The following is a 26,336-nucleotide window of genomic DNA, read 5'->3' as shown; positions in this document are numbered from 1 at the left end:
ATTATTTTTTCTTGAAACGCAAGAACGGCAATACAATAAATAAAGGTATGCAACAGATCATTACCCAGATAAAGAAATGTTGGTAACCGATCTGCTCCTGTATCCATCCCGATGCCATTCCCGGTAGCATCATACCTAACGCCATGAAACCGGTACTGATCGCATAATGCGAAGTCTTATATTCCCCTTCGGCGAAAAGCATCAGATACATCGTATAAGCCGTAAAGCCAAATCCGTAGCCGAATTGCTCGACAGCGACACAAACGTTTACGACAACAATACTCTCCGGCATCGTATAAGCCATATACAAATAAACCAGATTCGGCAAGGAGATAGCCAATGCCATAGGCCATAACCAAGTCTTCAAGCCACCCCGGGATATAGCCAGACCTCCTAAAACCCCTCCGAGCAATAAGGAGATCACTCCCACCGTACCATAAGCGAACCCGACCTCACCGGTACTGAGCGCCAACCCGCCAACCTCCCGCCCATCCAGCAGGAAAGGAGAAGCCAACTTTACCAATTGGGATTCCCCCAAACGATACGTCAGCATAAAAAGCAAAGCCGGGATAATCCCTTTCTTGCTGAAAAAGCTCACGAAAGTATTGCCGAACTCCACCAAGATGGTATGAGGGGTGATATTCGTACGTTGCGCGTCACTCGCCGGACGGGGTAAGATATACTTATGCCACAAAGCCAAGGCGATAAAGGTACCGGCTAATACAAAAAACACCAGACTCCAAGCAAAAGAAATCCGCCCGGTACTCTCCTCCAAAAGCCCCGCCAGCATGACCAGCAGACCTTGTCCCGTTAGCATCGCCACCCTGTAGAACGTATTTCGGATACCGATAAAGAACGCTTGTTGCTCCTCCGTCAAGCCCAGCATATAGAACCCATCCGCAGCGATATCGTGCGTAGCGGAACTAAACGCCATCAACCAAAAGAAAGCCAAGGTAAACCGCAGAAAGAAATCCCCGGGAAGGACGAACGCCACACCTGCCATTCCCCCGCCAATCAATAGCTGCATGCTATAAATCCACCAACGCTTCGTTTTAATCAAGTCTACGAACGGGCTCCAGATGGGCTTGATCACCCAAGGAAAATAAAGCCAACTGGTAAATAAGGCGATATCCGTATTTGAGACGCCCAGACGTTTATACATGATCACAGAAAGCGTCATGACTACCACATAGGGCAAGCCTTCGGCAAAATAAAGAGACGGGATCCAAGCCCAAGGATTACGTTTTTCCATAATAAGAAGGAATTAAACGATTAGAAGTCAATACCAAATCCATCCGCATCCTTCCACGCCGGGAACTTAGCCCGGAACTCATCCAACTCGCTCTTCTTCAAGGTACATGTCCGGGTGATTTCCTCTCGTTTTCCGGCATCAGCCAATTTCTTTCCTTTTGCGTTATAAATCATGGAATCCCCTCTGAAAAGAAAACCTTTCCCATCTACCCCCACACGGTTCACGCCACAGACATAAGCCATGTTCTCGATGGCACGTGCATGCAGCAATGCCTTCCACGCCTTCTTCCGGGCCTCGGGCCAATTGGCTACATAAATCAAAAGATCATATTCGTTATTCACGTTGCGGCTCCAAACCGGGAAACGCAAGTCATAACAAACCTGCAAACAGATATTCCAGCCTTTATAAGGCACGATCAGACGTTTGTCGCCCGCCGAGAAATGCTTGTCCTCTTCCGCCATACGGAACAAATGACGTTTATCGTAATAATACTCCTCTCCTTCCGGAGTGATGAAAAAAGCCCGGTTGTAGAACTTTCCGTTATCTTTCGCGATAAAACTTCCAGCCACGGCCAGTTTATATTTCTTAGCCCATTCCTTTATAGTCGGTACAGTCCGTCCATCCATCGTATCGGCTTGTTTCTCTACGTCCATGGAAAATCCCGTAGTAAACGTCTCCGGCAATACCGCTAAATCGGTTCTTCCACTAACACGGCGCAACAGTTCGCCATAATAACCCAAGTTCTCTTCACGGTCTTCCCAAATGATATGGGATTGTATCATACTGATACGTAAGTCTTCAGTCATAGAATAAAGATATTAAGGTAATAAAAAGACATATTGTGACAAGGAAACAGTTTCATGGTGAAGAAACGGTAGTTTCTTCATAGCAAAACTTTTGTTTTCCTATAGCAAAACTCTTATTTCTTCACCATGAAACTCCTATACCTGTACGAAATTCTCAGGATGGCAGGCAGTAACTCCCCGATACATCTCTCGTATCGTATGGATATCTTTATCCACATCACCTGTCGGATAAAAAACACCTTTCGTACCCACCTCTTTCTTTCCATAATCAAAATAAGCCACCACGATCGGCACGTTCGCTTTCAAAGCGATAAAATAGAATCCTTTTTTCCATTCCTTGGCCCGCTTCCGGGTACCTTCCGGTGTGACGGCCAATTGAAACCGCTCACTGGTCTTGAAACGTTCCACCATCTGATCGGTCACCGACGTACGTTTACCACGATCCACCGGAACACCTCCCAGCCAGTTAAACAGCAAATTAAAAGGGAAAAAGAACCACTCTTTCTTAATAAGGAAACCAGCGTTACACCCGATCGAGGTATAAAAAAGTTTCCCTACAATAAAATCCCAGTTACTGGTATGCGGAGCCACACATACGATACACTTCGGCAAATCCACGCCATCCACCGGGCCCAGCTTCCACCCCGCCATACGGAGTATCGCCTTACTAATTGCCTTCTTCATGCCTATTTGTCCTTGCTCAACTCTCCTATCTCGTCGGCGATAGCGTTAACCTCGTTTTGCAAGTCCTCTCTTAATTTGCGATAATAATTCCGTACGAGAGCCTTGTTATCCTTGCCGTCGGGGTGTCCGGCACGAACGATATAACTATCTTGCATATCTAGGATACGAGCCATCAAAGCATCCGCTTTCTCTTGATTTACTCCGGGTATATACAATTTGCAAACCAGCGCTTCCGTGAACAATTCACCAGCCACGTAGCTGATCTCTTTCTTTAAAATTCTTCTTTTAGCCATAATTATTTCATATTTAATTATCCACAAATATAGAACATATGTTATTAAATACCGAGGAAAGGCCAAGAAAAAACATAAAATGAATTATCTTTGCAGCGGTGAAATCATTGATTATAAACAAATCAAATATGAACGAAATGATAAAGACGCCAGAGTTTCTCTTTGAAAGCAGCTGGGAAGTCTGTAATAAAGTGGGAGGTATTTATACCGTACTATCGACAAAAGCTCATACGCTTCAACAAATTTTTAACGACAAAGTAATATTCATCGGTCCGGATGTGTGGGCAAACACAACCGCTCCCGATTTTACGGAAGACGCATCTTTGTTTGAGGATTGGAGAAAGCACGCCGAGGCAGTAGATCACTTGAAAGTTAAGGTTGGTCGCTGGAACGTACCGGGTACCCCCCCTGTTATACTGGTAGATTTCAAGTCCTACTTCAGTGAACGAGACGCCTTTTTCTATTCTATGTGGGAAAATTTCCGAGTTGACTCCATCCACGCCTACGGCGATTACGATGAGTCTTGTATCTTCGCGTATGCGGTCGGTAAGGTAATAGAGAGTTTCTATCACTTCTACAAACTGGAAAACAAGAAAGTCGCCGCCCTATTCAATGAATGGATGTTGGCGATGGGAGCGCTTTACATTCAAAAGCAAATCCCTGCCATAGCGACACTTTTCACGACGCATGCCACATCGATCGGACGCTCTATCGCCGGTAACAACAAAGCGTTATACGCTTATATGGACGGTTACAACGGCGATCAGATGGCTAAGGAGCTAAACATGGAGGCCAAGCATTCCGTAGAGAAGCAGGCCGCCCATTACGTGGATTGCTTCACGACCGTAAGCGATATCACGGCCCGTGAATGTAAACAGTTATTGGATAAGGCACCGGATATCGTTACCCCGAACGGCTTTGAGCCCAACTTCGTACCCGAGGGTAAGGAATACGCTAAAAAGCGGAAGGAGGCACGTCGTACATTAATTAATGTAGCGGAGAAATTATTGGGCTGCTCCATCGACCCGAACGCTTTGCTGGTTTCCACCAGTGGCCGCTATGAATACAGAAATAAAGGTATCGATGTCTTCATCGAGGCGATGAACCGTGTACGTACGTCCGGACGCCTGCAGCGTGAGGTCGTCGCCTTTATCATGGTACCGGCTTGGGTACGTGCTGCCCGTGCGGATTTAAAAGAGGCGATCGAGCAGGACATAAAGACGACCTCTCCGCTTCAAATCCCTTTCATTACGCACTGGTTGCATAATATGCCAGAAGATAAGGTCTTGAATTATATCAACCACGCCGGCTTCACGAACGCAGCATCCGAAAAACTAAAAATCATATTCGTTCCTTGTTATTTGGACGGTAAAGGAGGTATTTTCAATAAGACCTATTATGATATGCTGATAGGGATGGACGCTACCGTATATCCTTCCTACTACGAGCCGTGGGGATATACCCCGCTGGAAAGTATCGCTTTCGGTATACCGACGATCACGACCAATCTGGCCGGTTTCGGTATGTGGGCGAAGAAAACGATATCCGGAGATAACCTTAGCGAAGGCGTAGAGGTTATTAATCGTACGGATTTCAATTATTTTGAGGTAGCGGACGCTATCATGAACTCCATCCTGGCTCTCAGCCAAAAGGATGCTACGGACATCGAGGAAATCAAACAGCGTTGTTTCGATCTCGCTCGAAAAGCTGAATGGAGCAAGTTTATCGACTATTATCTGACCGCATTCGACATCGCCATAAAGCATGCCGAGGAAAGAAACAGCTAAATATTGCTCATAATTAATAAGATAATGCTATCTTTGCACTCGTTTTTAGACAAACACTTTAAACTTCACGATAATGAAAATTAAGGCGAATAACGCAAACAGTCCTATTTGGAAGGACGTCTACTCACATTCCAAGCTTCCACAACAGTTGGAACCACTTAATGAGATCGCTACGAATCTTTGGTGGGTATGGAATCATGAAGGCGCTAAACTATTTGGCAAGATCGACAAACAACTTTGGAAATCCACAGAAGGTAACCCTGTACAGCTATTGCAAAGCCTTTCACACAAACGTATGGAAGAGATCTTAGCAGATAAGGAGTTAATGGCTGAAATCCAAAAGGTATACGCTGATTTCAAAGCTTATATCAATGTAAAACCCGACAAGACACAACCGTCTGTAGCCTACTTCAGCATGGAGTACGGTTTGACCAATGTATTAAAGATTTACTCAGGTGGTCTGGGAGTATTAGCCGGTGACTACTTGAAAGAGGCCAGCGATAGCAATATCGATTTATGTGCCGTAGGTTTCTTGTATCGTTACGGATATTTCACACAGACTTTGTCCATGGACGGTCAGCAGATCGCCAATTACGAGCCGCAAAATTTCAATGCCCTGCCGTTGACTCAGGTATTGCAGTCGAACGGAGAGCCAATGGTATTGGAAGTTCCTTATCCGGGCAGAACCGTTTACGCTCATATCTGGAAAGTTAGCGTAGGTCGTGTACCTTTGTACTTAATGGATACGGATATACCTCAGAACAGCGAATGGGATCGTTCCATCACGCACCAATTATATGGTGGCGACTGGGAGAACCGTATGAAACAAGAGTATTTGTTGGGTATCGGTGGTATCATGATGCTGAACAAGTTAGGTATCAAGAAACAGATTTATCACTGCAACGAGGGACACGCCGCTTTGATCAACGCTCAGCGTTTGGTAGACTATATCCAGAACGACGGCCTTTCATTCAACCAAGCGTTGGAGGTAGTTCGTGCTTCCGCTCTCTATACGGTACACACTCCGGTTCCGGCAGGTCACGATTACTTTGATGAGGGTTTGTTCGGACGTTACATGGGTGAGTTCCCCGGCAAGTTAGGTATTAGCTGGCAAGACTTCATCGATATGGGACGTGAGAACCCGGGCTCTAACGAGAAATTCTCCATGAGCGTATTCGCCTTGAACACTTGCCAAGAGGCTAACGGCGTAAGCTGGTTGCACGGTAAGGTTTCTCAGCGTATGTTCGCCCCGGTTTGGAAAGGTTACTTCCCGGATGAACTGCACGTTGGTTATGTAACGAACGGTGTGCACATGCCGACTTGGGCCGCTACGGAGATGAAGAAATTCTATGCGGATAAATTAGGCACGAAGCTTTTCGAGGATCAATCAAATCGCAAATGTTGGGAAGGAATCCAGAATGTATCCGACGAGGAAATCTGGAATCTCCGTATGACCTTGAAGAATAAATTGATTGATTACATCCGTGTTCAATATAAAGATAGCTGGTTGAAGAACCAAGGTGATCCTTCTAAGGTAGTTTCCATCCTTGAGAAGATCAATCCGAATGCCCTATTGATTGGTTTCGGTCGTCGTTTCGCTACTTATAAGCGTGCGCACTTGTTGTTCACGGACTTAGACCGTTTGGCCAAGATCGTTAACAATGAGAAGTTCCCGATTCAGTTCGTATTCACCGGTAAGGCTCACCCGGCTGATGGTGGTGGTCAAGGTTTGATCAAACACATCGTAGAGATCTCTCGCCGTCCGGAGTTCTTAGGAAAGATCATCTTCTTGGAGAACTACGATATGCGTTTGGCCCGTCGTTTGATCTCCGGTGTAGACGTATGGTTGAACACGCCGACTCGTCCGTTGGAGGCTTCCGGTACTTCCGGTGAGAAAGCCGAGATGAACGGTGTATTGAACTTCTCCGTTCTTGACGGTTGGTGGTATGAGGGTTACGTAGAAGGCGCAGGTTGGGCATTGACCGACAAGCGTACTTATGAGAACCAGCAATACCAAGACCAATTGGATGCGGCTACGATCTACCATTGCTTGGAAACTGAGATCATCCCGACTTACTACGCTAAGAACAGCAAGGGTTACTCTCCGGACTGGATCCAATATATCAAGAACTCTATCGCCAAGATCGCTCCGGATTATACGATGAAACGTATGTTGGACGATTATGAGGATCGTTTCTATCACAAATTGGCTACTCGTTCCGCTCATATTTCCGCTAACAACTACGAGATCGCTAAGCAATTAGCTGCTTGGAAAGAGGAAGTTGCGCAACATTGGGATAGCTTCCAAGTGGAATCCTTCACTTGCGACCAAGATTTGACGGTGAACGGCCCGGTTGTAGGAAAAGAATACAACTTCAATTTGGTAATCGACCGTCATGAACTACAAGGTATGTTAGGTGCTGAAATGGTTGTCATGAAGGAAGATCCGGAGAAACACACGCTGTCACCAATCAATACCGCTCAGTTCGAGTTGATGAAGGAAGAAGGCTCCAAGTTATTCTTCAAGTTAACGACCACTCCTTCCGAGGCTGGTAACCATAAGATGGGCTTCCGTGTATATCCTGTAAACAAGGAGTTGCCTCACCGTATGGACTTCGCTTATGTACGTTGGATTCAGTTATAATCGGCAACAAGTAAAACAAATAATCAAGAAAGAGGGTGCGTCATGCACCCTCTTTTTTATGCCATACCCAGCTATGCTTTACAGCGACTAAAACCTATGGTTACGAGCCGTAAAGCATAGGTTCATATAGTCCGTGAATACCCATGAATCAAAAAAAGGAAGCCGCACGACTGGCAGCTTCCTTTTTCAATAGGATACGAATATTTTCAAGCTTAGAAAGCGTAGTCCAAACTTAATCCGAACACCTTGTTGGTGCGGCTATACACATTCTGCCCAGGAAGTCCCGTGCCGCAGTAGTTGTCCATCTTCTTGGTATAATCGTGGTAAGTTGTCCACATATATCCCACGTTCAAAGCCATTTTTTCGCTCAACATCACTTTAGCACCAAAGCCCAGCGAATAAGAATCGCAGGAGAAACTAACATCACTTTGGAAATTATCAGACAAACCATAATCTGTAATTTGAGCGCCACCGCTAATGGTCAATCTCTTGACAACATCCCACTCTATACCAAACAGATACTCATTCGTACCTCTTTCCAGTTCCTTCTGCTTTCCACCGGCCATTCCCGCCTTCTTGTCATCGAAGAAGTGATACTCAACAGAAGCCTTCAACATGGGCAAAAACCGATAAGAAGCTGCCACCGAAAGCATGGAAGGAATATCGTTCGGCGTATTTACACCATGCTTATAAGGGCCAACCAAATCTTCCGCACTGTCGGGATAATCCAACTTCTTGGTATTGTTTTCGATGTTCAAGTTCGTCTTAAACTCATATTTAGCTCCGAAATTGAATTTACCATATTTGACATCGACACCCAAAACCGGTGTCAACCCCCAACCTGTCTGGTCGCAATCCAAAGCCAGGTTCATTAAATCCGCTCCACCAAAATTCTGTTTTAATTTTGCATCCAGATACCCGTCATAGTTTCCTGAGAAATAGTTCATCCGGCCACCGGCAAAGGCAGAAAGCCAATCCGTGATCTTGTATGATAGGCCAAGTTGTAGGGAATAAATATACTGTTTTCCGTCCATCGCACTGTTAATAGTATACATATCCGGCGTGACGATGGGACTTTGACCGCCAGTCTTTATATATTTCGCTACACTTTCCTTGAAGATACCGGCCATAGCAGCCGATTCGAACATTGGCAGGCCATCGTCAAACGAAGCCTTACCACCTCCACCCGTAATGGCAAAGAAACCGGAGATCGTCCAATCACCTTTTTTGTAAGCCGCAAAAACACTCGGAATCACAGGAGCGGCTGCCTTTCCTTTGTAATACTTTTTATAGGGAACGTCGCTCACTGTCGGCACCTTATTCACTGGGTCGAAACCATTGTATGTACTGAAAGAGGCATCGATATCCCGGGTCTGGAAAGCACTTTGGATACTCACACCAACGCGGAAACCGTCTGTCGGCAAAAAAGAAAGACCCGCCGGGTTTGACAAAGCGCCGTCTATATCAATTGCAGCACCTCGCGAAAGTGACCTTAAAAAGGCTGCATGCTGATTCGTATTCGTCAAATATCCTCCAGCGAAAGAAACCAAAGGCATCATCATCAATGCCGCACCTAATACTACTTTTTTCTTCATGTTTTACTTTTCTTGATTACAAAACGGTCGCAAAGATAAATACTTTTTTCAAACACTGCACACTTTTAATAAAAATGTGCCGCACAAAACAGCAAATACTGTGCAAACACATAAGACTAATTAACAATAGAAGAGCCGCAAAGGTAGTAACGTGAAATCAGGTATTAGTTATAATCAAAAAGAATCATCCTAATCAGAAAAGGATATATACAGCAAGTACTAAAGAAGATATACTTACTTTACCCAAAAAGATATACTACAAGTGCCAAGTAAGTATAACTTCTATTTTTCCGAAATAAATCGTATATTTGTCTCTATAACTTAATTCTTTAAACCGTATAGATAAAATGAAAAGACTAGCATTACTCGCGGCTCTCTTACTGCCCCTATCCATGGCTTTCGCCCAACAGAACGTAGGATTCAAGACCGATAAGGTAGAACCACTCGTGATCAACCCAGACAATAGCGTCACTTTCTATGTAGAAGCCCCAAAGGCGAAGTCCGTGTCCGTAAAAGGAGACTGGGAAGCCAACGAGGGCAATGGCCAGATGACGAAAGGGAAAAACGGAATATGGAGCTATACGACTCCCCCACTGTCATCCGAAATGTACACCTATCGTTTAAATATAGACGGTATTTATAACATCGCCCCAAACAACCCATTCTCTTGCCGTGACGTAGGCACCTTGTTCAGCCTGTTCTATATCAACGGGGGAAATGGGGATTATTATCAAGTACGTGACGTACCTCATGGCGATGTAACGACCACGTGGTATCACTCGGACATCCTCGGGACCGAACGTAGGCTTAGCGTTTATACGCCTCCTTTTTACGATAAGAACATCCAGTCTTATCCCGTTCTGTACCTGTTACATGGCAGTGGCGGCGACGAGAACGCTTGGCTGGAGCTTGGCCGTACCGCCCGTATCATGGATAACTTGATTGCCGAAGGCAAGATACAGCCAATGCTTGTCGTTATGCCAAACGGCAATCCCAGTAAACAGGCCGCTCCCGGCGAAACGCCCGATAACCTGAATTACAAGCCGGCCATGAGCAACAGCTTCCCCGGTTATAAGGATGGCTCGTACGAGAAGAGTTTCACCGAGATCATTCATTTCATCGATAACCGTTACCGTACGATCCCGGATAAGCGACACCGAGCCATAGCCGGACTTTCGATGGGTGGTTTCCATACATTATATATATCATTGAATTATCCGGACTATTTTAACTATATAGGACTTTTCTCCGCTGGGCTCAGCGCAAATGGTGTAGACCCCAATAGCTCGATGTACACGAACCTCGACGAGAAGTTAGGAAACCTCAAGAGATCCGGTTATCAATTGTTCTGGATCGGTATCGGAAAGACCGATTTCTTATACGACGCGAACCAGCAATTCCGCCAGCGAATGGATAGCCTAGGTATGAAATACCAGTACGTAGAATCCACCCGAGGACATATCTGGGCCAATTGGCGGGCTTATCTCCTCCAATTCGCTCCTATGCTTTTCAAATAAAAGACATGAGCAGATGAATCATAATATACCGCAATACGACTTCTATAAACACAAATACGGCGATGAGCTACTTATCGACGTCGTTCCCTTGAACACGATCAAGAAGTATCTCAAGGAACAACCCGTACATATATTGACGTATTACGATATAACATTGATCACTAGCGGGGAGGGAGAATTCCTTATCGATCATCAAGCGAACCGGGTAAAGCCTCAAGATATTATCTTTACCCGGCCCGGCGAAATACGCAAATGGGACGATAAAACGATACAAGACGGATTCGCTCTTATCTTTGAGGAAGAGTTCCTGCTCTCTTTTTTCAATGATCCGGCATTTCTCCGGAACCTCTCTTATTTCCATACGGAAAGACGGTCTTCCAAGCTCAGTCTCGACAAGAAAGCCTATGGCCGCATCTCCGAGTTGATCTCGGAGATCGATAAAGAGATCAAGGACTATCAGTCGAAAGACAAACACTTGCTCCGGGCCTTGTTGTACGAGACATTAATGTTGCTCAACAGGTTATATTCTAACTCGAACGCTTTACCACCAGACACAAACGCCCGATCTAAAAGCATCTATGTAGAACGATTTATCGAGTTAGTAAACCATTCCTTCAAGCAAGATCATTCCATCCGGAGCTATGCCGATCGGCTTTGCATCACCCCGAACTACCTGAATGAGATCGTGAAAAACGCTACGGGCATCAACGCTAAACAATACATCCTAAACAAAATACTGATCGAGAGCAAACGGCTATTGACTTATACGGACTTGCCTATATCCGCCATAACGGAAGCTCTAGGTTACGAGGATCCATCCTATTTCATCCGTCTATTTCGTTCCCAAACAAACATGACCCCGCTAAACTATCGCAGGAATACAAAACCGTAAAAAGTACTATTTCCTCCTTTATAAGTATTATACGAACTCCATTCGGTATGTCTAATTTTGCCTCTATCAATAAATAAAGCATCATGAGACAATACAAATCATGGATAGCGGCTCTCATATTAGGAAGCACGTTATCCGCTAACGCACAACAAAAGAATATGGAGAACAAAACATTAAACGAGAACATCCCGGAGATGATCATCTCCCTTGAAAAAGAGGCTCTAGCCTCGACCGACCCGATGGCATTCGTAGAGCTTTCAGACACCGACGTGATTTACTTCGATCCTTCCCTAGAGACGAAAATAGAGGGATTGGAACAACTGCGCACTTATTATAAAGGTATGCAACTTCCTCCGGCAGATCATTTCGACATGATCCGCCCGGTCGTACAAGTCGCGCAAAACATAGCGGTACTCACCTTCAACCTTGATAGCTACTTATCCGACAAGGTAATAAAATGGAACTGCACCGAGGTTTACAGACGCAACCCCGACAACCAATGGAAGATCATACAAACCCACTGGTCTTACGTGAAACCGCTAGATTAAAGTTAAAACATTTGCCGCTTTCTGAACCAAAACGGTTCGTAAAATGTATTATATAGACTATTCACTAAACACAAATTATATGATACGGAATTTACTGAAAGCGGCAAATGCGCTTACATTTAGCACGATGTTCCTGTTACTCCTCGCCGGATGCAACAAGAACACGATTATTTTTGAGGATGGAACAACCCCGAACGGCTCTTCGGGAAACGAGGACCCGGGAAACAGCACGTTGGTGACCTTCAACGCCTCCGTGGAGGGCCGGAACCTATTACGTTCCATGTCTCCCATGAATAAAGGGATACAAAGCAGGGTTTATGTCTTCGACAGCAGCGCAGGAACCAAGGGAAGCCCCGAGGCGTCAGGTCTTTACATAACCTCATCTCCCGGGGTGTTAACAGGAAGTGACGGATATAAAATGTTTCTCTCCAATGGCACTTATAATTTCTACGCCGTATCCGACAATTTCTCCACGATCCCCCCGACATTCACGAGTGGCGTATCCGAACCCCTCTTCAACGGTATCGATTATCTTTGGTGGAGCGCCATACAACAGGATGTTAATAGCTCCCAAATCAATATACCGATTGTTTATGGGCATGTGGCTACCCAAGTCGTAGTAGAATTAACCGGCGGTGAAGGTATCACGATCAACCAATTGGTCTCCGCCATGATCACACCTCCCGAAACCGGGGCGACCATGGATCTGGGCACAGGTATCATCACTCCCGCCACCGCTTTCGGGAAAGCGGATAAGATGGGGATAAACGGATTAACAGCCCAATATATCATGTTGCCGATAAGACATACGGCTCCCATGACTCTCACGCTGGAAATATCCGCCGACAATGAAAACAGTACCCGCACCTATACCACCCAGATCCCTCTTCCGGATGGCGAGTTGAAAGCGGGAAACTCTTATTTATTTAAAGCGGTAATCAACGGTAATTCGGTCACTTTGGCCAGTGTCAACGTAAAAGATTGGACAGATGTGGACGAGACAGGAAAGCCCCTTTATCCGACCCAGAATTAAAGCCCGGTTCCTATTTTCCGTATCAATGAATATTGGTACGGAAAATATGCCTATATTTACCCCGTCACCTCTAAAAACAATACGAATATGATTGAGATTCCCGAATCCGCCACCATTGGCAAACAGGCTAGCGAAACGCTAAAGGGTAAACGGATAGCGCATGTTATCGAGTCGAACAGTCCTCACCGTTTCACGTTCTATAATGGCGATCCGGCGGAATACTCCAATAGGCTGGTAGGACGAACGGTCCTAGGCGCCCAAGGCTATGGCGCATTCGTGGACATCCTTATGGACGCGGATACTCACCTCTTAATCGGAGACGGAACCAATATGCGTTATTATACCTCCGCGGAAAAGGCCCCGAAGAAATATCAGCTTATGATCGTATTCGAGGACGACTCGTTCCTAGCTTTCACGGTTTCGATGTATGGTTCCATCTACGCTTTCAAAGGCGAGTTTGACAATCCCTATTACCAAGGTAGCATCCATAAGCTATGTCCGTTGGACGAGAGATTCGATAAAGCCTATTTTATCAGTCTCATCCCGAATCTCAAGAAAGATATATCCGCAAAGGCGTTACTCGCCACCGAGCAACGTATTCCGGGTCTGGGGAACGGAGTCTGCCAAGATATCTTGTTCAATGCCCGGATCTCCCCCAAACGAAAAATATCGACTTTATCAGAAGAGGATATAGACCGCCTCTTCAACACCGTGAAATCCACGCTGGAAGAGATGACTCGCCGAGGAGGCCGGGATACGGAGAAGGATCTATACGGCGCCTTAGGCAATTACCGCACGATCCTATCGAAGAACACCTACCATGACCCTTGCTCCATCTGCGGCGAACGGATACAGAAAGAGGCTTACCTCGGAGGCAGCATTTATTATTGCCCGCATTGCCAGCGAGAAAGATAAGTAATACGTTCAAATTGACAATATGACAATATGTAATCTGAAGCCCCGGAGAATCGTTTTTTCCGGGCAAAGGTACATGCAGTTACCAAATACGAGAAAAAATATCAGCAATCAATTGTATTATAGTACTTTGCTTAAATATACCCTTTCATTCTAGCGAGATTAATTCATCCTATCTCATATTTATGCAGGAGAAAGGTGCTTTTCATACGGATGCATCGCCCATTTCTATAGGTTGCGTACCCAATTCCTACCGTATGTATCGCCAAACACATACGGTAGCGTTGCCTAACACTGGCTTTTGCGTTACCTAATCCCATTACTTTCGTCTCCTAATAGAGATATTCATACAAAAAAACAGGGTAAAATGGATAATTTGACCATAAAGCACTCCCTATTTCTTCTATTCGCAAAAAGGCCCTGTCATCATAATCCCGGATTTTCAAACAAAACGTCAAGGTTATCGCATTTTCGCTTACAACATCATTGAAGCCTACCGCAAAACAGATTGCCGCCCCCTGCTTTTGCGAATGTTTTACAAACATAGAGTTTTGCAGGTGAGCCGTCATTCTTGATAAGTGAGGAAAAAGAAAAAGCCCTGTAATCTTTAAATTACAGAGCTTTACTTTATTTTGCTTTCTTTGAAAGCGGTCCGGACGGGACTCGAACCCGCGACCCCATGCGTGACAGGCATGTATTCTAACCAGCTGAACTACCGAACCATTTTATAATCAATAATAATTTTGAAAAAGAGGCGGTCCGGACGGGACTCGAACCCGCGACCCCATGCGTGACAGGCATGTATTCTAACCAGCTGAACTACCGAACCTCTTTTCTTTTATCGCTATCTCTCTCGATTGCGGTGCAAAGGTAAGTATTATTTTTAAACCTGCAATAGCTGACGCAAAAAAATATCATATTTGATAGCAAAAATATCTGGAGAGACCTCAGAAACCACATAATTATGCCGCCCCTATCCCCTTCCCGATCACACCAGTTTATCACAAATACATTTCATTTTGGAACTTTTCAGTCGCCATTCATAATTATGTAATGATAATTTGTTACTTTTGCGACTCAATATAAATGCTTAACAACAATGGACGTTGCCATTATTAAATATAATGCCGGAAACATCTACTCGGTAGATTACGCTTTGAAGCGATTGGGCGTTACCCCGATCATCACGGCTGATCCGGAATTATTAAATAAAGCGGATAAGGTTATCTTTCCCGGAGTAGGTGAAGCTTTCACGACCATGGAGTATTTAAGGGAGCATAAATTGGATCAGGTGATCTTGAACCTAAAGCAACCGGTACTCGGGATATGCCTCGGCATGCAATTGATGTGCATGCGTTCGGAGGAGGGAAACGCAGATTGCTTGGGGATCTTCCCTACGGAAGTAAAACGTTTTATTCCGCGAAAGCATGAGGACAAGGTTCCTCACATGGGTTGGAATACCTTGACAAACGTTAAAAGCGGCCTATTCAATGAGCGATTGGAGAACAAATTTGTTTACTTCGTACATAGTTATTATGTACCTGTAAATGAATATACGGCGGCTACGACCGATTACATCCTTCCGTTCAGCGCCGCTTTACATAAGGACAACTTCTACGCGACACAGTTCCATCCGGAAAAAAGTGGATCGGTAGGAGAGGTTATATTGAAAAACTTTTTAAAGATATGATTGAGCTTATTCCCGCTATAGATATAATAGATGGCAAATGCGTCCGGTTGACGCAAGGAGATTATGCGACCAAGAAGGTTTACAACGAAGATCCTCTGGAGGTGGCCAAGATGTTCGAGGGTAACGGCATCCGGCGTTTGCATGTGGTAGATTTGGATGGAGCCCGCGAGGGACGCATCATCAACTACCGTATCCTTGAGCGGATAGCGACCCGGACTTCCTTGATCATTGATTTCGGAGGGGGCTTGAAACAAGAGGATGATCTGGAGATCGCCTTCGAAAGCGGCGCCCAGATGGTAACCGGGGGCAGTATCGCCGTGAAGAACCCGGAAATGTTCACCTCTTGGATCAGCAAGTTCGGTAGCGAGAAAATCATATTAGGGGCCGATGCCAAGGAAAAGAAGATCGCCATCAGCGGTTGGGAGGAAACGACCAGCCAAGAGTTGATTCCTTTTATCAAAGGATATTACGACAAGGGGATTACCAAGGTGATCTGCACGGATATCGCACGGGATGGTATGCTGCAAGGCCCGGCTATCGATTTATATAAAGAGATACGGGACGAGATCCCCTTCCTTTATATCATAGCGAGCGGTGGCGTAAGCTCGATCGAGGATATTGAGAAATTATCTGAGGCTGGGATTCCCGCTGTCATTTTCGGCAAGGCGATTTATGAGGGGAAGATCCAGTTGAAAGATTTACTTCGTTTTACTTGAAATAATAAAATAGATATATGCTAGCCAAGAGAATTGTTCCCTGTCTGGATATAAAGGATGGAAAGACCGTAAAAGGCATCAACTTCGTGAACTTTCGCGACGCTGGAGACCCCGTGGAGTTGGGCGCCCAGTACAGCCGTGAAGGGGCCGACGAATTAGTGTACTTGGATATTACCGCCTCACACGAGGGGCGAAAGACTTTCACCGAGTTGGTAAAACAAGTGGCGGCCCATATCAGCATCCCTTTTACCGTGGGTGGAGGTATCAACGAATTGAAGGACGTGGATCGTTTGCTTAGCGCTGGCGCCGATAAGGTCTCGATCAACTCGGCGGCTTTACGTAACCCGGCATTAATCGAGGAGATCGCCAAGAACTTTGGTAGTCAGGTATGCGTAGTCGCTATCGACGCTAATTTTGAGAACAATGACTGGCTATGCTATCTAAACGGAGGGCGTGTCCCGACGGATAAGTATTTGTTTCAATGGGCCTCGGAAGCGGAAAGCCGTGGCGCCGGCGAGATCCTTTTCACCAGTATGACGCACGATGGCGTAAAAGACGGATACGCGAACGACGCTCTGGCTACCTTGGCCGATACGTTGCATATCCCGGTTATCGCCTCCGGTGGAGCGGGAAAGATGGAACATTTCCGGGATACGTTTTCCAATGGGAAAGCGGACGCGGCTTTAGCGGCCAGCGTTTTCCATTTCGGCGAGATACGGATAGGCGACTTGAAGCAATACCTCAAGGACGAGGGGATCAATGTAAGGATATAACACATTATATATAAAGATGAAATTAGATTTCGAGAAAATGGGCGGATTAATACCCGCTATCGTACAAGACAACAACACTAGTAAGGTATTAATGTTGGGCTTCATGAATCAAGAAGCTTATGATGAGACAGTAAGTACGGGTAAGGTTACATTCTTTAGCCGCACGAAAAACCGTTTGTGGATGAAGGGAGAGAGTAGCGGAAATACGTTGCAGGTGGTTAGCATCACGGCGGATTGCGACAACGATACATTATTGATCAAGGCGATTCCAGCCGGACCGGTTTGTCATACGGGAGCGGATACTTGTTTCGGCGAGAAGAACGTAGAGGATATCATGTTCTTGAAATACTTGCAGAACTTCATCGAGCGTCGCCGTCAAGAAATGCCGGAAGGTTCCTATACGACTACCTTATTCCAGAAAGGCGTGAATCGCATGGCCCAGAAAGTCGGCGAAGAAGCGGTAGAGACCGTTATCGAGGCGACCAACGGAACCGAAGACGGCTTCATCTATGAGGCATCCGACTTGGTTTACCACTTAATCGTATTATTGACAAGCAAGGGACTTCGTCTGGAAGACCTCGCCCGTGAATTAAAGAAAAGACATAAAGGTTGATAAATTCTATGGAAGAAGATATTCTACTCAAATTAGAGAACGTGGAGATATGCCGTGAGGAAAACAGGGTATTACACGACGCATGCCTCACGCTTCGTAACGGAGAGTTCGTATATGTGATCGGGAAGGTAGGCTCCGGTAAAAGCAGCCTGCTCAAGTCCTTGTATTGCGAGATACCGATCTTGCGAGGCGAGGCACGTATCATGGATTACAACCTCACCAAGATGAAGCGGAAGGATATCCCTTATTTGCGTAGGAAACTAGGTATCGTCTTCCAAGATTTCCAATTGTTGACCGACCGTTCCGTCTCCAAGAATCTGGAATTCGTGCTGAAAGCCACCGGATGGAAAAAGAAAAGCGAGATCAAGGAACGGATAGACAACGTGCTCCGTCAGGTAGGCATGCAAGACAAAGGCTATAAAATGCCGCATGAGCTATCCGGCGGGGAACAACAACGTATCGTTATTGCCCGTGCCCTTCTGAACAACCCCAAGTTGATACTGGCGGATGAGCCGACCGGCAACTTGGACCCGGAGACGAGCGGACAAATCGTACAACTCTTACACGACATCTGCCAGCAGGGAACGGCGGTGATTATGACCACTCATAACTATACGATCGTGCATAATTATCCTGCCCGCATAGTAAAATGCGAGAATGCCTGTCTAAGTGATGTCAGAGAATAATTTTTTTGTAACTTTGCGGTCGCATTCGATTGAAAAAGAAAACAATTTAATATAGAACAAAAGAAGATGAAAGTTTTAAAGTTTGGCGGTACTTCTGTGGGATCTGCACAGAGAATGAAAGATGTAGCGAAACTGATCACGGGAGACCGTAAGATCGTTGTATTGTCAGCCATGTCGGGTACAACCAACTCGTTAGTCGAGATTTCCGACTACCTGTACAAAAAGAACCCAGACGGAGCGAATGAGATCATCAACAAGCTTGCCATGAAATACATGGGCCATGTTGAGGAACTATACAGCACCGAGGAATATAAACAGAAGGCCAAAGAACTGATAAAATCTCATTTCGAATATATCCGTACGTTCACGAAGGATCTGTTTACCTTATTCGAGGAAAAGGTTGTCTTGGCGCAAGGAGAGTTGATCTCTACGGGTATGATGAATCTTTATTTGAACGAATGCGGCGTGAAATCCGTATTGATCCCGGCTTTGGATTATATGCGTACGGATAAGAACGCGGAACCGGACCCTGTCTATATCAAAGAGAAATTGGTAAAATTACTCGCTGATAATAAGGATGCTGATCTATACATCACACAAGGTTATATCTGCCGCAACGCTTACGGCGAGATCGATAACCTGCAACGGGGTGGTAGCGACTATAGCGCATCCTTAATCGGCGCGGCTATCGGTGCGGAAGAGATCCAGATCTGGACAGACATCGACGGTATGCACAATAACGACCCTCGTATCGTACAGGGAACGTCTCCAGTCCGTCAATTGCATTTCGAGGAGGCTGCCGAATTAGCTTATTTCGGAGCCAAGATCCTTCACCCGACTTGTATATTGCCGGCTAAATTGAACAACATCCCGGTTCGTTTGTTAAATACGATGCAGCCGGACGCTCCGGGTACATTGATCTCAAACGCTATCGAAAAAGGTAAGATCAAAGCGGTCGCCGCCAAAGACAATATTACCTCTATCAAGATCAAGAGCGGACGTATGTTGCTAGCTACAGGTTTCTTGCGTAAGGTATTCGAGACTTTCGAGAACTACCAGACTCCGATCGACATGGTTACGACTTCCGAAGTGGGTGTCTCCGTTACGATCGATAACCGCAAGCATCTGGAAGAGATCGTTGACGATTTGAAGAAGTACGGAACCGTGACCGTAGACGAGGATATGGTTATCGTTTGCGTGGTTGGCGACCTAGAATGGGATAACATCGGCTTCGAGGCTCGTATCGTACAGGCCATGAAGGATGTCCCGGTTCGCATGATCTCCTACGGAGGAAGCAACTACAACGTCTCCTTGCTGATTAAGGCCTCGGACAAGCAGAGAGCGCTGCAAGCTCTAAGCGATCATTTATTTAACAACAAATAAAAACAAACGAGGGCGGCCTTTTACAGACTGCCCTTATTTATCTTTATATAATTTCGTATAATATGCTCAAAGGAACATTTCCTGTAGAAAAGTTCAAGCAGCTTTCTACGCCTTTTTATTATTATGATGTCAAGCTATTGCAAGACACATTAGACGTAGTAAAAACCGAATCCGGGAAATATGGTTACCACGTGCATTATGCCGTGAAAGCGAATGCCAATCCCCGTATCCTTTCCATCATAGCGGCAAACGGCCTTGGCGCAGACTGCGTAAGTGGCGGCGAGGTACAGGCTGCTTTAGATGCCGGTTTTCCTGCCGATAAGATTGTCTTTGCCGGTGTCGGCAAAGCGGATTGGGAGATCAACCTAGGACTGGACAATGATATTTTCTGCTTTAACGTGGAATCCGCCGTTGAGCTGGAAATTATCAATGAGCTGGCGGCCACCAAGAATAAAGTAACCTCTATCGCCCTTCGTATCAACCCGGAAGTGGATGCCCATACGCATGCCAAGATCACGACGGGTATGAAGGAAAATAAATTCGGTATCAACCTTAGCCAATTAGGAGGCGTACTGGATAAATTAAAGGAGATGAAGAATGTGAAGTTGATCGGTATCCATAGCCATATCGGTTCACAGATCACGGATATGTCTAGCTTCCGCAATTTGGTAATTCGTTTCAACGAGATACAGGAAGAACTGGAAGCTCACGGGGTTACGGTGGAGAACCTGAACTTCGGAGGTGGATTAGGTATCGATTACTATCACCCGAATCATTTATCGATCCCGGCTTTCGATAACTATTTCGCGGCCATTCATAAACTGCTTCAAGTACGTCCGGGTCAACAGGTACATTTTGAGCCGGGACGTTCGATCGTCGCTCAATGCGGAACATTAATCTCTAAGGTATTATATGTCAAGGAAGGAGAGACGAAGAAATTCGCTATCCTTGACGCAGGTTTCACGGAATTGATCCGCCCGGCGATGTACGACGCTTATCACCGTATCGAGAACATCAGCAGCGATGAGGCAGTAGAGACTTACGATGTAGTGGGCCCGATCTGTGAGTCATCGGATGTATTCGGTAAGGATGTAGAGTTGAATAAGGCTCATCGTGGCGACTTGATCGCCCTTCGTTCCGCCGGCGCTTATGGCGAGGTCATGGCCTCCCAATACAACTGCCGTCATTTACCGAAAGCCTATTATTCCGATACGATAAAATAATGAGCCAATATGATTAATACGCCAATGTGCCAATAAGCTACTCAAGGTATTTACATTGGCATATTGGCGTATTAATCATATTGGCTCATTAATGATATTGGCACATTGGCATATTAATCACATTGGCACATTATTATGTTTCTACTCAATAATACAGAGCTTTTCCTATTGGGAATCTCCTTAATAGGGTTCATTATCTTATCTCTTTATTATCTGATCGCTTATGCCCGCCCTTTACGTGCGTCAAAACGAACGGATGATACCTTAGAGGAAGGTAATAAACTCCCCGTATCCATCATCATATACGCTAAAAATGATTCTGAGAACCTCAAGAAACACCTTCCTGCGTTACTTACACAAGATTACCCTGAATATCAGGTAGTCGTTATCAACGATGGCTCGAGCGACGATACCGACGATACGCTAAAGTTCTTTCAAAATGAGTATAAACATTTGTATCATACTTACGTCCCCTCGGACGCTCGCTACCTAAGCCGCCGTAAACTGGCGTTTACCTTAGGTGTGAAAGCGGCCAAATACGATATTCTTCTATTCACGGAGGCGAATTGCCAACCGCTCAACGATCAATGGTTATCCGCCATGGTTGGTGGATACACACCCGAGACCAGTATTGTCTTGGGCTACTGCAAATACAGCAACTACAAGGGATTCTTTCATAAGTTGATCGCCTATGATAACTTATTGACGGGTTTACGCTATCTATCTTCCGCCCTCTCCCATCACCCATATACCGGAAACGGACGAAATTTATCTTATCGGAAAGAGTTATTCTTCAAGCATAAAGGTTACTACCAATCCTTGAACTTGCATGCGGGAGACGATGACTTATTCATCAACGAAGCCTCGACCAAGGAGAATACGAAAGTAATTTATACCCCGGACAGCCTAACGGAAATGGATCAAATCGAACGTTTTGGAATCTGGAAAGAGATGAAGGTTTCCCGTGCTGCCACTCAACGGTATTACAAAGGAAGCGCCTTGACATTCTATCATCTCGAATCCACTTGTTTCTACCTTTTCCAAGCATCGGTTATCGCTACGGTCGTGATCGGACTACAGGGTAACTGGCTAATCTCCTTGATCGCCATATTATTATATTTGATACGTTTTATAATCAAGGCAATCGTTTTCGGCAAATCGGCTCGAATGCTCCAACAAAACCCCACTACCGGTTGGTTATTCCTGTTGGAGTTTATTCAACCCATATTCAATGGATATGTCCGTATTTACCGGCTTTTCAGAAGTAGGAAGGATTATACGTTCCGGTTGGAGAATTAATAATGATGAGCACTCTCATAGGATATCTCTTCTTCCGCCACTTTGGGAAGTTCTTCCTCCTCTAATAGCGGGTAGGCTGGGGTAAACTTCGCATGATAGGTAGATTCCACATACGTCTTTTCCAATAAACGGACGACATTTTCTAAAGTAGCTTGCCGTTCTTTGGGTTTAAGCTGGCATTCCCAAATCACCATCGTATTCCAGCCCATCGCTCGTAATTCCTCACGTACACGGGCATCCCGGGCTTTATTCCGGTTTAGTTTCTCGGTCCACCACTCTACCCGGGTACGGGGAGGACGAAATTCCGGGCAACCCTCGTGCCCATGCCAGAAACAGCCGTTCACGAAGATAGCGGTCTTATATTTACGCAATACGATATCAGGGGTACCGGGAAGGCGCTTTACATTCACACGAAAGCGAAAGCCACAATGGAACAGGTATTTACGGACTATAATCTCGGGCTTTGTATTCTTGCCCTTAATCATAGACATGATATAGCTACGCTTTTCTTTAGAGATAAGATCTGTCATATCAATCCGGCAAAACTAGAACGTATGCCAAAGATACGGCTTTTATTCAAAACGGATACTCTTGGCCGGATCAATCTTCGTAATCAAATAGGAAGGTCCTAACATCATCAACATGGAGGCGGCCAATGTCCCTATATTCAAAAGGAACAGTGAAAATAGGCTCAGATCGATAGGCACGGCATCCAAATAATAAATAGAAGGATCTAATTGGATAATGTGGAAATGAGATTGAAGCAAACAAAGAGAGATACCGATGATATTCCCCCACAACATTCCTTTGCCGATCAAGAAGAAAGAGACATACAAGAAGATCTTGCGAATACTGTTATTATTTTGTCCCAAGGCTTTTAGGATTCCGATCATATTGGTACGCTCTAAGATTATGATCAATAATCCGGAGATCATGGTAAACCCTGCGACGGAAAGCATCAGCGCCAAGATAACCACCACATTGATGTCCAGCACATCCAGCCAATTAAAGATCATCGGGTTCAACTCCTTAATCGAGCGGGCGTAGAACGTATTGCCATTTCGGTCTTGCCGTTCCGTCAGATCGAAATAAATATCCTCGGCCACTTGGTCCAAACGATCATAGTCATCCACTTGCAACTCCAGTCCGCTTACTTGATCTTTATCCCAACCGTTCAAGCGACGTATCTGCTTAATATCAGCGATTACGAACATCTTGTCATAATCAAGGAAACCCGTCTCATAAATCCCCGTGATCGTGAACTTACGGGCACGCACGTCATCTTGCACAAAATAAGTCAAGAAAGAATCCCCGACCTTTAGTCCTAGCAGATCTGACAAATACTTGGAAATAATAACATCCGTAGAGTTCTTATCCGGCTGGATCGTAAAAATCTCGCCCTCTTTTAAATTTTCCTTGAAGAAAGTCCAGTCATAATCCGTATCCACCCCTTTCAAGACAATACCTTGAAAATCTTGGTCAGTCTTCAAGATGCCTAGCTTCGTCGCAAATTTCTCGACATGGCGAATACCGGGGAATGCATCGAGCGCATTCAATAAAGTATCGCTAACCGCTATCGGCTGCGACTCATAGGAAGAATTACTATCGAAATTCGTGATCTGGATATGCGAGCCGAAACCGATCACCTTGTTCCGGACCTCTTTCTTAAAGCCTATCACGATCGCCACCGAAAGGATCATCACCGCCAATCCCAAAGCGATCCCGATCATGGCAATACGAACAGCGGGAGGAGTAACCTCACGATCCCCCTCCTTACTGAAATGTATCTTTTTGGCGATAAATAGCTCTAAATTCATTTATAACATTCTTCCCGGATAAGCTTCCAGCGCCTTTGATAGCACCGTCAAAGCTTTCGCCAGATCTTCCTTTTTCAAGACATAGGCCATACGGACCTCATTCTTACCAAGTCCCGGTGTCGTGTAAAAACCCGACGCCGGTGCCATCATGACCGTCTGACCCTCGTATTCAAACTCTTCCAGACACCAAGCGCAGAACTTATCGGCATCATCCACCGGAAGTTTAGCCACCGTATAGAAAGCGCCCATCGGTATGGGAGAATAAACGCCGGGAATACGGTTCAAGCCATCGATCAAGCATTTACGCCGTTCCACATACTCGTCATAAGTCTCACGGGCATACTCCTCGGAAGCATCCAAAGAGGCCTCGGCTGCGATCTGTCCGATCAAAGGCGGGCTTAAACGAGCTTGGCAGAACTTCATGACGGCACTACGCACTTCGGCATTTTTCGTAATCAACGCACCGATACGGATACCGCATTCCGAATAGCGTTTGGAGACAGAATCGATCAATACCACGTTCTGCTCGATACCTTCCAGATGACAAGCCGAGATATACGGGGAACCGGTATAGATAAACTCCCGGTATACCTCATCCGAGAAAAGATAAAGATCATATTTCTTTACGATATCCCGGATTTGATTCATCTCACGACGCGTATACAAATAACCCGTAGGATTGTTCGGGTTACAGATCAGGATCGCTTTGGTACGCTCATTGATCAACTCCTCGAATTTCTCTACTTTCGGAAGAGAAAATCCTTCCTCTATCGTAGTCGTCACTGTCCGGATCACGGCTCCTGCCGAGATAGCGAATGCCATATAATTAGCATAAGCAGGTTCCGGTACGATAATCTCATCACCCGGATTCAAGCAGCTCAAGAAGGCAAACAAAACAGCCTCCGAACCACCGGTAGTGATGATAATATCGTCAGCCGTAAGATTAATATCATACTTTTTATAATATCCAACCAACTTCTCGCGATAACTGCGATATCCCTGACTAGGGCTATATTCCAACACCGTACGATCGACATTACGGATCGCGTCGAGTGCCGCTCGCGGAGTGGGAAGGTCGGGCTGACCGATATTCAGGTGATACACATGAACTCCTCTCTGTTTGGCAGCATCGGCCAATGGAGCCAGCTTCCGGATCGGGGAAGCGGGCATTTCGACTCCTCTTTGTGAGATGTTGGGCATTACTATCTTATATTTATTCGTTTTGAGGGACAAAGATAGTAAAATTATTAATCAAATACCCGGTCTTGGCGAATCTTTGCTAGCGTGCATCGTAGATACAAAAGCATTCGGATCGATCTCTTTTACCTCATCTTTCAAGCGGGGCATGTCCTTACGCTCGGCAATCGTAAAGATAATCTCGGTCTCATGTCCCTCGTACATGCCTTTACCATGGATAAATGTTCCTCTCATACCCATTTTATCGACAATCAAATCACGCATTTCCTTTGTCTTTCGGGAAACGATAAAGACAGCACGGTTCGGGTTCTCCGTCTGGAACATCTCCACGATCTTTCCATATACGAAAATAGTAAACCAAGAATACAAAGGTACCGCCCAATCCTTAAACACGATCAAGCCCAACAATACGACCGCGGAATCCAATACGATGATCATATTGCTAACCTTCAAGTTGGAGTCATTAGCGATCACACGTGCCAATACATCCGTACCGGCACTTGTACTTTGCGCCCGGAAAATACAAGTCACACCCAATCCTAAAATAGCGCCCCCGTAAAAGGCGGCGATAAAGGCATCGTTCTCCACCAATGGATCGGTAAGGAAATAAGATAATGAGTCGGTAAATATAGAGATCAGCAAGAAAGTGACGATCGTCTTCGGGCCGGAAGACAATCCGATCTTTTTCATCGCCAAAATCATCAACGGGATATTGAAGCAAAGCGCCGTCGCACCCATCGGCAAACCATCCGGGAAGAACGGGAACAAATCTTTCGTCACATAGTGGATTACGATAGAGATACCATACACACCTCCCGGTACGATTTTGTAAGGCGCTAGGAAAAGCACGTAACTAAGTGCCTGCAAAAATGAACCTACCACGATTAAGGAGTAGTCCATTACATTTCTCTTCAAAGTAGCATTAGAAGGGACTAAAAGTTGTTGTGTTGTCATGACTCGAATTAAGCGTTAT

General features: G+C 45.5%; 24 protein-coding genes and 2 tRNA genes. 15 read left to right on the top strand and 11 right to left on the bottom strand.

Features of this window, described 5'->3' with window-relative positions; all coding sequences use genetic code 11:
• Position 1: 1 nt before the first annotated feature.
• From ACESPU_RS17605 to ACESPU_RS17590, 4 genes are all read right to left on the bottom strand, one after another.
• Positions 2 to 1,252 (bottom strand): MFS transporter, encoded by a 1,251-nt coding sequence (locus tag ACESPU_RS17605; protein ID WP_008773476.1) that lies wholly within the window; start codon positions 1,250 to 1,252, stop codon positions 2 to 4.
• 20 nt (positions 1,253 to 1,272) lie between these two features.
• Positions 1,273 to 2,058 (bottom strand): amidohydrolase, encoded by a 786-nt coding sequence (locus tag ACESPU_RS17600; protein WP_057326933.1) that lies wholly within the window; start codon positions 2,056 to 2,058, stop codon positions 1,273 to 1,275.
• Positions 2,059 to 2,193: 135 nt separating this feature from the next.
• The gene (locus ACESPU_RS17595; RefSeq protein WP_008778223.1) at positions 2,194 to 2,742 is read right to left on the bottom strand and encodes a 1-acyl-sn-glycerol-3-phosphate acyltransferase; all 549 of its coding nucleotides are present in this window, start codon (positions 2,740 to 2,742) and stop codon (positions 2,194 to 2,196) included.
• A 2-nt stretch (positions 2,743 to 2,744) separates the two neighbouring features.
• Complete coding sequence (locus ACESPU_RS17590) at positions 2,745 to 3,035, bottom strand: hypothetical protein (RefSeq protein WP_005854588.1); 291 nt, start codon at positions 3,033 to 3,035, stop codon at positions 2,745 to 2,747.
• Between the two features lie 128 nt (positions 3,036 to 3,163).
• Here ACESPU_RS17590 and ACESPU_RS17585 point away from each other — a divergent pair, with 128 nt between their 5' ends.
• Positions 3,164 to 4,822, top strand: coding sequence for a glycosyltransferase (locus ACESPU_RS17585; RefSeq protein ID WP_122144354.1), 1,659 nt, complete (start codon positions 3,164 to 3,166; stop codon positions 4,820 to 4,822).
• A gap of 73 nt (positions 4,823 to 4,895) precedes the next feature.
• Positions 4,896 to 7,466: an alpha-glucan family phosphorylase gene (gene glgP / locus ACESPU_RS17580; RefSeq protein ID WP_005864633.1), complete on the top strand. Its 2,571-nt coding sequence runs from the start codon at positions 4,896 to 4,898 to the stop codon at positions 7,464 to 7,466.
• A gap of 212 nt (positions 7,467 to 7,678) precedes the next feature.
• On the opposite strand, the gene ACESPU_RS17575 is transcribed toward glgP, so the two are convergent.
• Positions 7,679 to 9,061 (bottom strand): OmpP1/FadL family transporter, encoded by a 1,383-nt coding sequence (locus tag ACESPU_RS17575; RefSeq protein ID WP_005864631.1) that lies wholly within the window; start codon positions 9,059 to 9,061, stop codon positions 7,679 to 7,681.
• 347 nt (positions 9,062 to 9,408) lie between these two features.
• On the opposite strand from ACESPU_RS17575, the gene ACESPU_RS17570 reads away from it, so the two are divergent.
• The 5 genes from ACESPU_RS17570 to ACESPU_RS17550 all read left to right on the top strand — a co-directional run bounded on the left by ACESPU_RS17570 (position 9,409) and on the right by ACESPU_RS17550 (position 13,966).
• Positions 9,409 to 10,578 (top strand): esterase, encoded by a 1,170-nt coding sequence (locus ACESPU_RS17570; RefSeq protein WP_373133575.1) that lies wholly within the window; start codon positions 9,409 to 9,411, stop codon positions 10,576 to 10,578.
• 13 nt (positions 10,579 to 10,591) lie between these two features.
• Positions 10,592 to 11,470: a helix-turn-helix domain-containing protein gene (locus ACESPU_RS17565; RefSeq protein ID WP_373133573.1), complete on the top strand. Its 879-nt coding sequence runs from the start codon at positions 10,592 to 10,594 to the stop codon at positions 11,468 to 11,470.
• Positions 11,471 to 11,553: 83 nt separating this feature from the next.
• Positions 11,554 to 12,018: a nuclear transport factor 2 family protein gene (locus ACESPU_RS17560; protein WP_005864625.1), complete on the top strand. Its 465-nt coding sequence runs from the start codon at positions 11,554 to 11,556 to the stop codon at positions 12,016 to 12,018.
• Positions 12,019 to 12,061: 43 nt separating this feature from the next.
• Positions 12,062 to 13,051 carry a fimbrillin family protein gene (locus ACESPU_RS17555; protein ID WP_057326938.1) on the top strand — a complete coding sequence of 330 codons (990 nt, stop codon included), beginning with the start codon at positions 12,062 to 12,064 and terminating at the stop codon, positions 13,049 to 13,051.
• A gap of 87 nt (positions 13,052 to 13,138) precedes the next feature.
• Complete coding sequence (locus tag ACESPU_RS17550) at positions 13,139 to 13,966, top strand: DNA-formamidopyrimidine glycosylase family protein (RefSeq protein ID WP_057326939.1); 828 nt, start codon at positions 13,139 to 13,141, stop codon at positions 13,964 to 13,966.
• 648 nt (positions 13,967 to 14,614) lie between these two features.
• On the opposite strand, the gene ACESPU_RS17545 is transcribed toward ACESPU_RS17550, so the two are convergent.
• Both ACESPU_RS17545 and ACESPU_RS17540 read right to left on the bottom strand, forming a co-directional pair.
• Positions 14,615 to 14,688 (bottom strand) — tRNA-Asp (locus ACESPU_RS17545).
• Positions 14,689 to 14,721: 33 nt separating this feature from the next.
• Positions 14,722 to 14,795 (bottom strand) — tRNA-Asp (locus ACESPU_RS17540).
• 270 nt (positions 14,796 to 15,065) lie between these two features.
• Between ACESPU_RS17540 and hisH the strand changes: the two genes are divergently transcribed.
• The 8 genes from hisH to ACESPU_RS17500 all read left to right on the top strand — a co-directional run bounded on the left by hisH (position 15,066) and on the right by ACESPU_RS17500 (position 22,349).
• Entirely contained in the window at positions 15,066 to 15,656 is a 591-nt protein-coding gene (gene hisH / locus ACESPU_RS17535) for an imidazole glycerol phosphate synthase subunit HisH (RefSeq protein ID WP_005854561.1), read from the top strand.
• Entirely contained in the window at positions 15,653 to 16,372 is a 720-nt protein-coding gene (gene hisA / locus ACESPU_RS17530; protein ID WP_005854558.1) for a 1-(5-phosphoribosyl)-5-[(5-phosphoribosylamino)methylideneamino]imidazole-4-carboxamide isomerase, read from the top strand. Before hisH ends, hisA begins: the two co-directional genes overlap by 4 nt.
• 17 nt (positions 16,373 to 16,389) lie before the next feature.
• Positions 16,390 to 17,145, top strand: coding sequence for an imidazole glycerol phosphate synthase subunit HisF (gene hisF / locus ACESPU_RS17525; RefSeq protein WP_005854556.1), 756 nt, complete (start codon positions 16,390 to 16,392; stop codon positions 17,143 to 17,145).
• A 16-nt stretch (positions 17,146 to 17,161) separates the two neighbouring features.
• The gene (gene hisIE / locus ACESPU_RS17520; RefSeq protein WP_005854554.1) at positions 17,162 to 17,758 is read left to right on the top strand and encodes a bifunctional phosphoribosyl-AMP cyclohydrolase/phosphoribosyl-ATP diphosphatase HisIE; all 597 of its coding nucleotides are present in this window, start codon (positions 17,162 to 17,164) and stop codon (positions 17,756 to 17,758) included.
• Between the two features lie 8 nt (positions 17,759 to 17,766).
• Complete coding sequence (locus ACESPU_RS17515; RefSeq protein ID WP_005854551.1) at positions 17,767 to 18,444, top strand: cell division ATP-binding protein FtsE; 678 nt, start codon at positions 17,767 to 17,769, stop codon at positions 18,442 to 18,444.
• Between the two features lie 66 nt (positions 18,445 to 18,510).
• Positions 18,511 to 19,827 (top strand): aspartate kinase, encoded by a 1,317-nt coding sequence (locus ACESPU_RS17510; RefSeq protein ID WP_005854548.1) that lies wholly within the window; start codon positions 18,511 to 18,513, stop codon positions 19,825 to 19,827.
• Between the two features lie 62 nt (positions 19,828 to 19,889).
• The gene (gene lysA / locus ACESPU_RS17505) at positions 19,890 to 21,050 is read left to right on the top strand and encodes a diaminopimelate decarboxylase (protein WP_272060251.1); all 1,161 of its coding nucleotides are present in this window, start codon (positions 19,890 to 19,892) and stop codon (positions 21,048 to 21,050) included.
• Positions 21,051 to 21,185: 135 nt separating this feature from the next.
• Positions 21,186 to 22,349 (top strand): glycosyltransferase, encoded by a 1,164-nt coding sequence (locus ACESPU_RS17500; RefSeq protein WP_121961231.1) that lies wholly within the window; start codon positions 21,186 to 21,188, stop codon positions 22,347 to 22,349.
• On the opposite strand, the gene ACESPU_RS17495 is transcribed toward ACESPU_RS17500, so the two are convergent.
• Genes ACESPU_RS17495 through ACESPU_RS17480 form a run of 4 tightly spaced genes read right to left on the bottom strand, consistent with a single transcriptional unit; the run spans position 22,346 to position 26,317 of the window.
• Positions 22,346 to 22,879 (bottom strand): very short patch repair endonuclease, encoded by a 534-nt coding sequence (locus ACESPU_RS17495; RefSeq protein ID WP_008780092.1) that lies wholly within the window; start codon positions 22,877 to 22,879, stop codon positions 22,346 to 22,348. The two genes, ACESPU_RS17500 and ACESPU_RS17495, sit on opposite strands and share 4 nt — an antisense overlap.
• A 42-nt stretch (positions 22,880 to 22,921) precedes the next feature.
• Complete coding sequence (locus ACESPU_RS17490) at positions 22,922 to 24,166, bottom strand: ABC transporter permease (protein WP_122382502.1); 1,245 nt, start codon at positions 24,164 to 24,166, stop codon at positions 22,922 to 22,924.
• Positions 24,167 to 25,366, bottom strand: a complete 1,200-nt coding sequence (locus ACESPU_RS17485) for a pyridoxal phosphate-dependent aminotransferase (RefSeq protein WP_005854538.1) — start codon at positions 25,364 to 25,366, stop codon at positions 24,167 to 24,169.
• 51 nt (positions 25,367 to 25,417) lie between these two features.
• Entirely contained in the window at positions 25,418 to 26,317 is a 900-nt protein-coding gene (locus ACESPU_RS17480) for a YitT family protein (RefSeq protein WP_005864449.1), read from the bottom strand.
• Between the last annotated feature and the right edge of the window lie 19 nt (positions 26,318 to 26,336).

The organism is Parabacteroides sp. 20_3 (assembly GCF_964238835.1).
In the GTDB taxonomy this organism is placed as follows: Bacteria; Bacteroidota; Bacteroidia; order Bacteroidales; family Tannerellaceae; genus Parabacteroides; species Parabacteroides distasonis.
Note: the sequence above shows the minus strand (reverse complement) of the source record. Positions and strands in the feature narration are given on the sequence as shown.

Excerpts from the sequence above, each read along its gene's own strand:
- ACESPU_RS17605 (WP_008773476.1), bottom strand. The coding sequence starts at position 1,252 with ATGGAAAAACGTAATCCTTGGGCTTGGATCCCGTCTCTTTATTTTGCC.
- ACESPU_RS17600 (WP_057326933.1), bottom strand. The coding sequence starts at position 2,058 with ATGACTGAAGACTTACGTATCAGTATGATACAATCCCATATCATTTGG.
- ACESPU_RS17595 (WP_008778223.1), bottom strand. The coding sequence starts at position 2,742 with ATGAAGAAGGCAATTAGTAAGGCGATACTCCGTATGGCGGGGTGGAAG.
- ACESPU_RS17590 (WP_005854588.1), bottom strand. The coding sequence starts at position 3,035 with ATGGCTAAAAGAAGAATTTTAAAGAAAGAGATCAGCTACGTGGCTGGT.
- ACESPU_RS17585 (WP_122144354.1), top strand. The coding sequence starts at position 3,164 with ATGAACGAAATGATAAAGACGCCAGAGTTTCTCTTTGAAAGCAGCTGG.
- glgP (WP_005864633.1), top strand. The coding sequence starts at position 4,896 with ATGAAAATTAAGGCGAATAACGCAAACAGTCCTATTTGGAAGGACGTC.
- ACESPU_RS17575 (WP_005864631.1), bottom strand. The coding sequence starts at position 9,061 with ATGAAGAAAAAAGTAGTATTAGGTGCGGCATTGATGATGATGCCTTTG.
- ACESPU_RS17570 (WP_373133575.1), top strand. The coding sequence starts at position 9,409 with ATGAAAAGACTAGCATTACTCGCGGCTCTCTTACTGCCCCTATCCATG.
- ACESPU_RS17565 (WP_373133573.1), top strand. The coding sequence starts at position 10,592 with ATGAATCATAATATACCGCAATACGACTTCTATAAACACAAATACGGC.
- ACESPU_RS17560 (WP_005864625.1), top strand. The coding sequence starts at position 11,554 with ATGAGACAATACAAATCATGGATAGCGGCTCTCATATTAGGAAGCACG.
- ACESPU_RS17555 (WP_057326938.1), top strand. The coding sequence starts at position 12,062 with ATGTATTATATAGACTATTCACTAAACACAAATTATATGATACGGAAT.
- ACESPU_RS17550 (WP_057326939.1), top strand. The coding sequence starts at position 13,139 with ATGATTGAGATTCCCGAATCCGCCACCATTGGCAAACAGGCTAGCGAA.
- hisH (WP_005854561.1), top strand. The coding sequence starts at position 15,066 with ATGGACGTTGCCATTATTAAATATAATGCCGGAAACATCTACTCGGTA.
- hisA (WP_005854558.1), top strand. The coding sequence starts at position 15,653 with ATGATTGAGCTTATTCCCGCTATAGATATAATAGATGGCAAATGCGTC.
- hisF (WP_005854556.1), top strand. The coding sequence starts at position 16,390 with ATGCTAGCCAAGAGAATTGTTCCCTGTCTGGATATAAAGGATGGAAAG.
- hisIE (WP_005854554.1), top strand. The coding sequence starts at position 17,162 with ATGAAATTAGATTTCGAGAAAATGGGCGGATTAATACCCGCTATCGTA.
- ACESPU_RS17515 (WP_005854551.1), top strand. The coding sequence starts at position 17,767 with ATGGAAGAAGATATTCTACTCAAATTAGAGAACGTGGAGATATGCCGT.
- ACESPU_RS17510 (WP_005854548.1), top strand. The coding sequence starts at position 18,511 with ATGAAAGTTTTAAAGTTTGGCGGTACTTCTGTGGGATCTGCACAGAGA.
- lysA (WP_272060251.1), top strand. The coding sequence starts at position 19,890 with ATGCTCAAAGGAACATTTCCTGTAGAAAAGTTCAAGCAGCTTTCTACG.
- ACESPU_RS17500 (WP_121961231.1), top strand. The coding sequence starts at position 21,186 with ATGTTTCTACTCAATAATACAGAGCTTTTCCTATTGGGAATCTCCTTA.
- ACESPU_RS17495 (WP_008780092.1), bottom strand. The coding sequence starts at position 22,879 with ATGACAGATCTTATCTCTAAAGAAAAGCGTAGCTATATCATGTCTATG.
- ACESPU_RS17490 (WP_122382502.1), bottom strand. The coding sequence starts at position 24,166 with ATGAATTTAGAGCTATTTATCGCCAAAAAGATACATTTCAGTAAGGAG.
- ACESPU_RS17485 (WP_005854538.1), bottom strand. The coding sequence starts at position 25,366 with ATGCCCAACATCTCACAAAGAGGAGTCGAAATGCCCGCTTCCCCGATC.
- ACESPU_RS17480 (WP_005864449.1), bottom strand. The coding sequence starts at position 26,317 with ATGACAACACAACAACTTTTAGTCCCTTCTAATGCTACTTTGAAGAGA.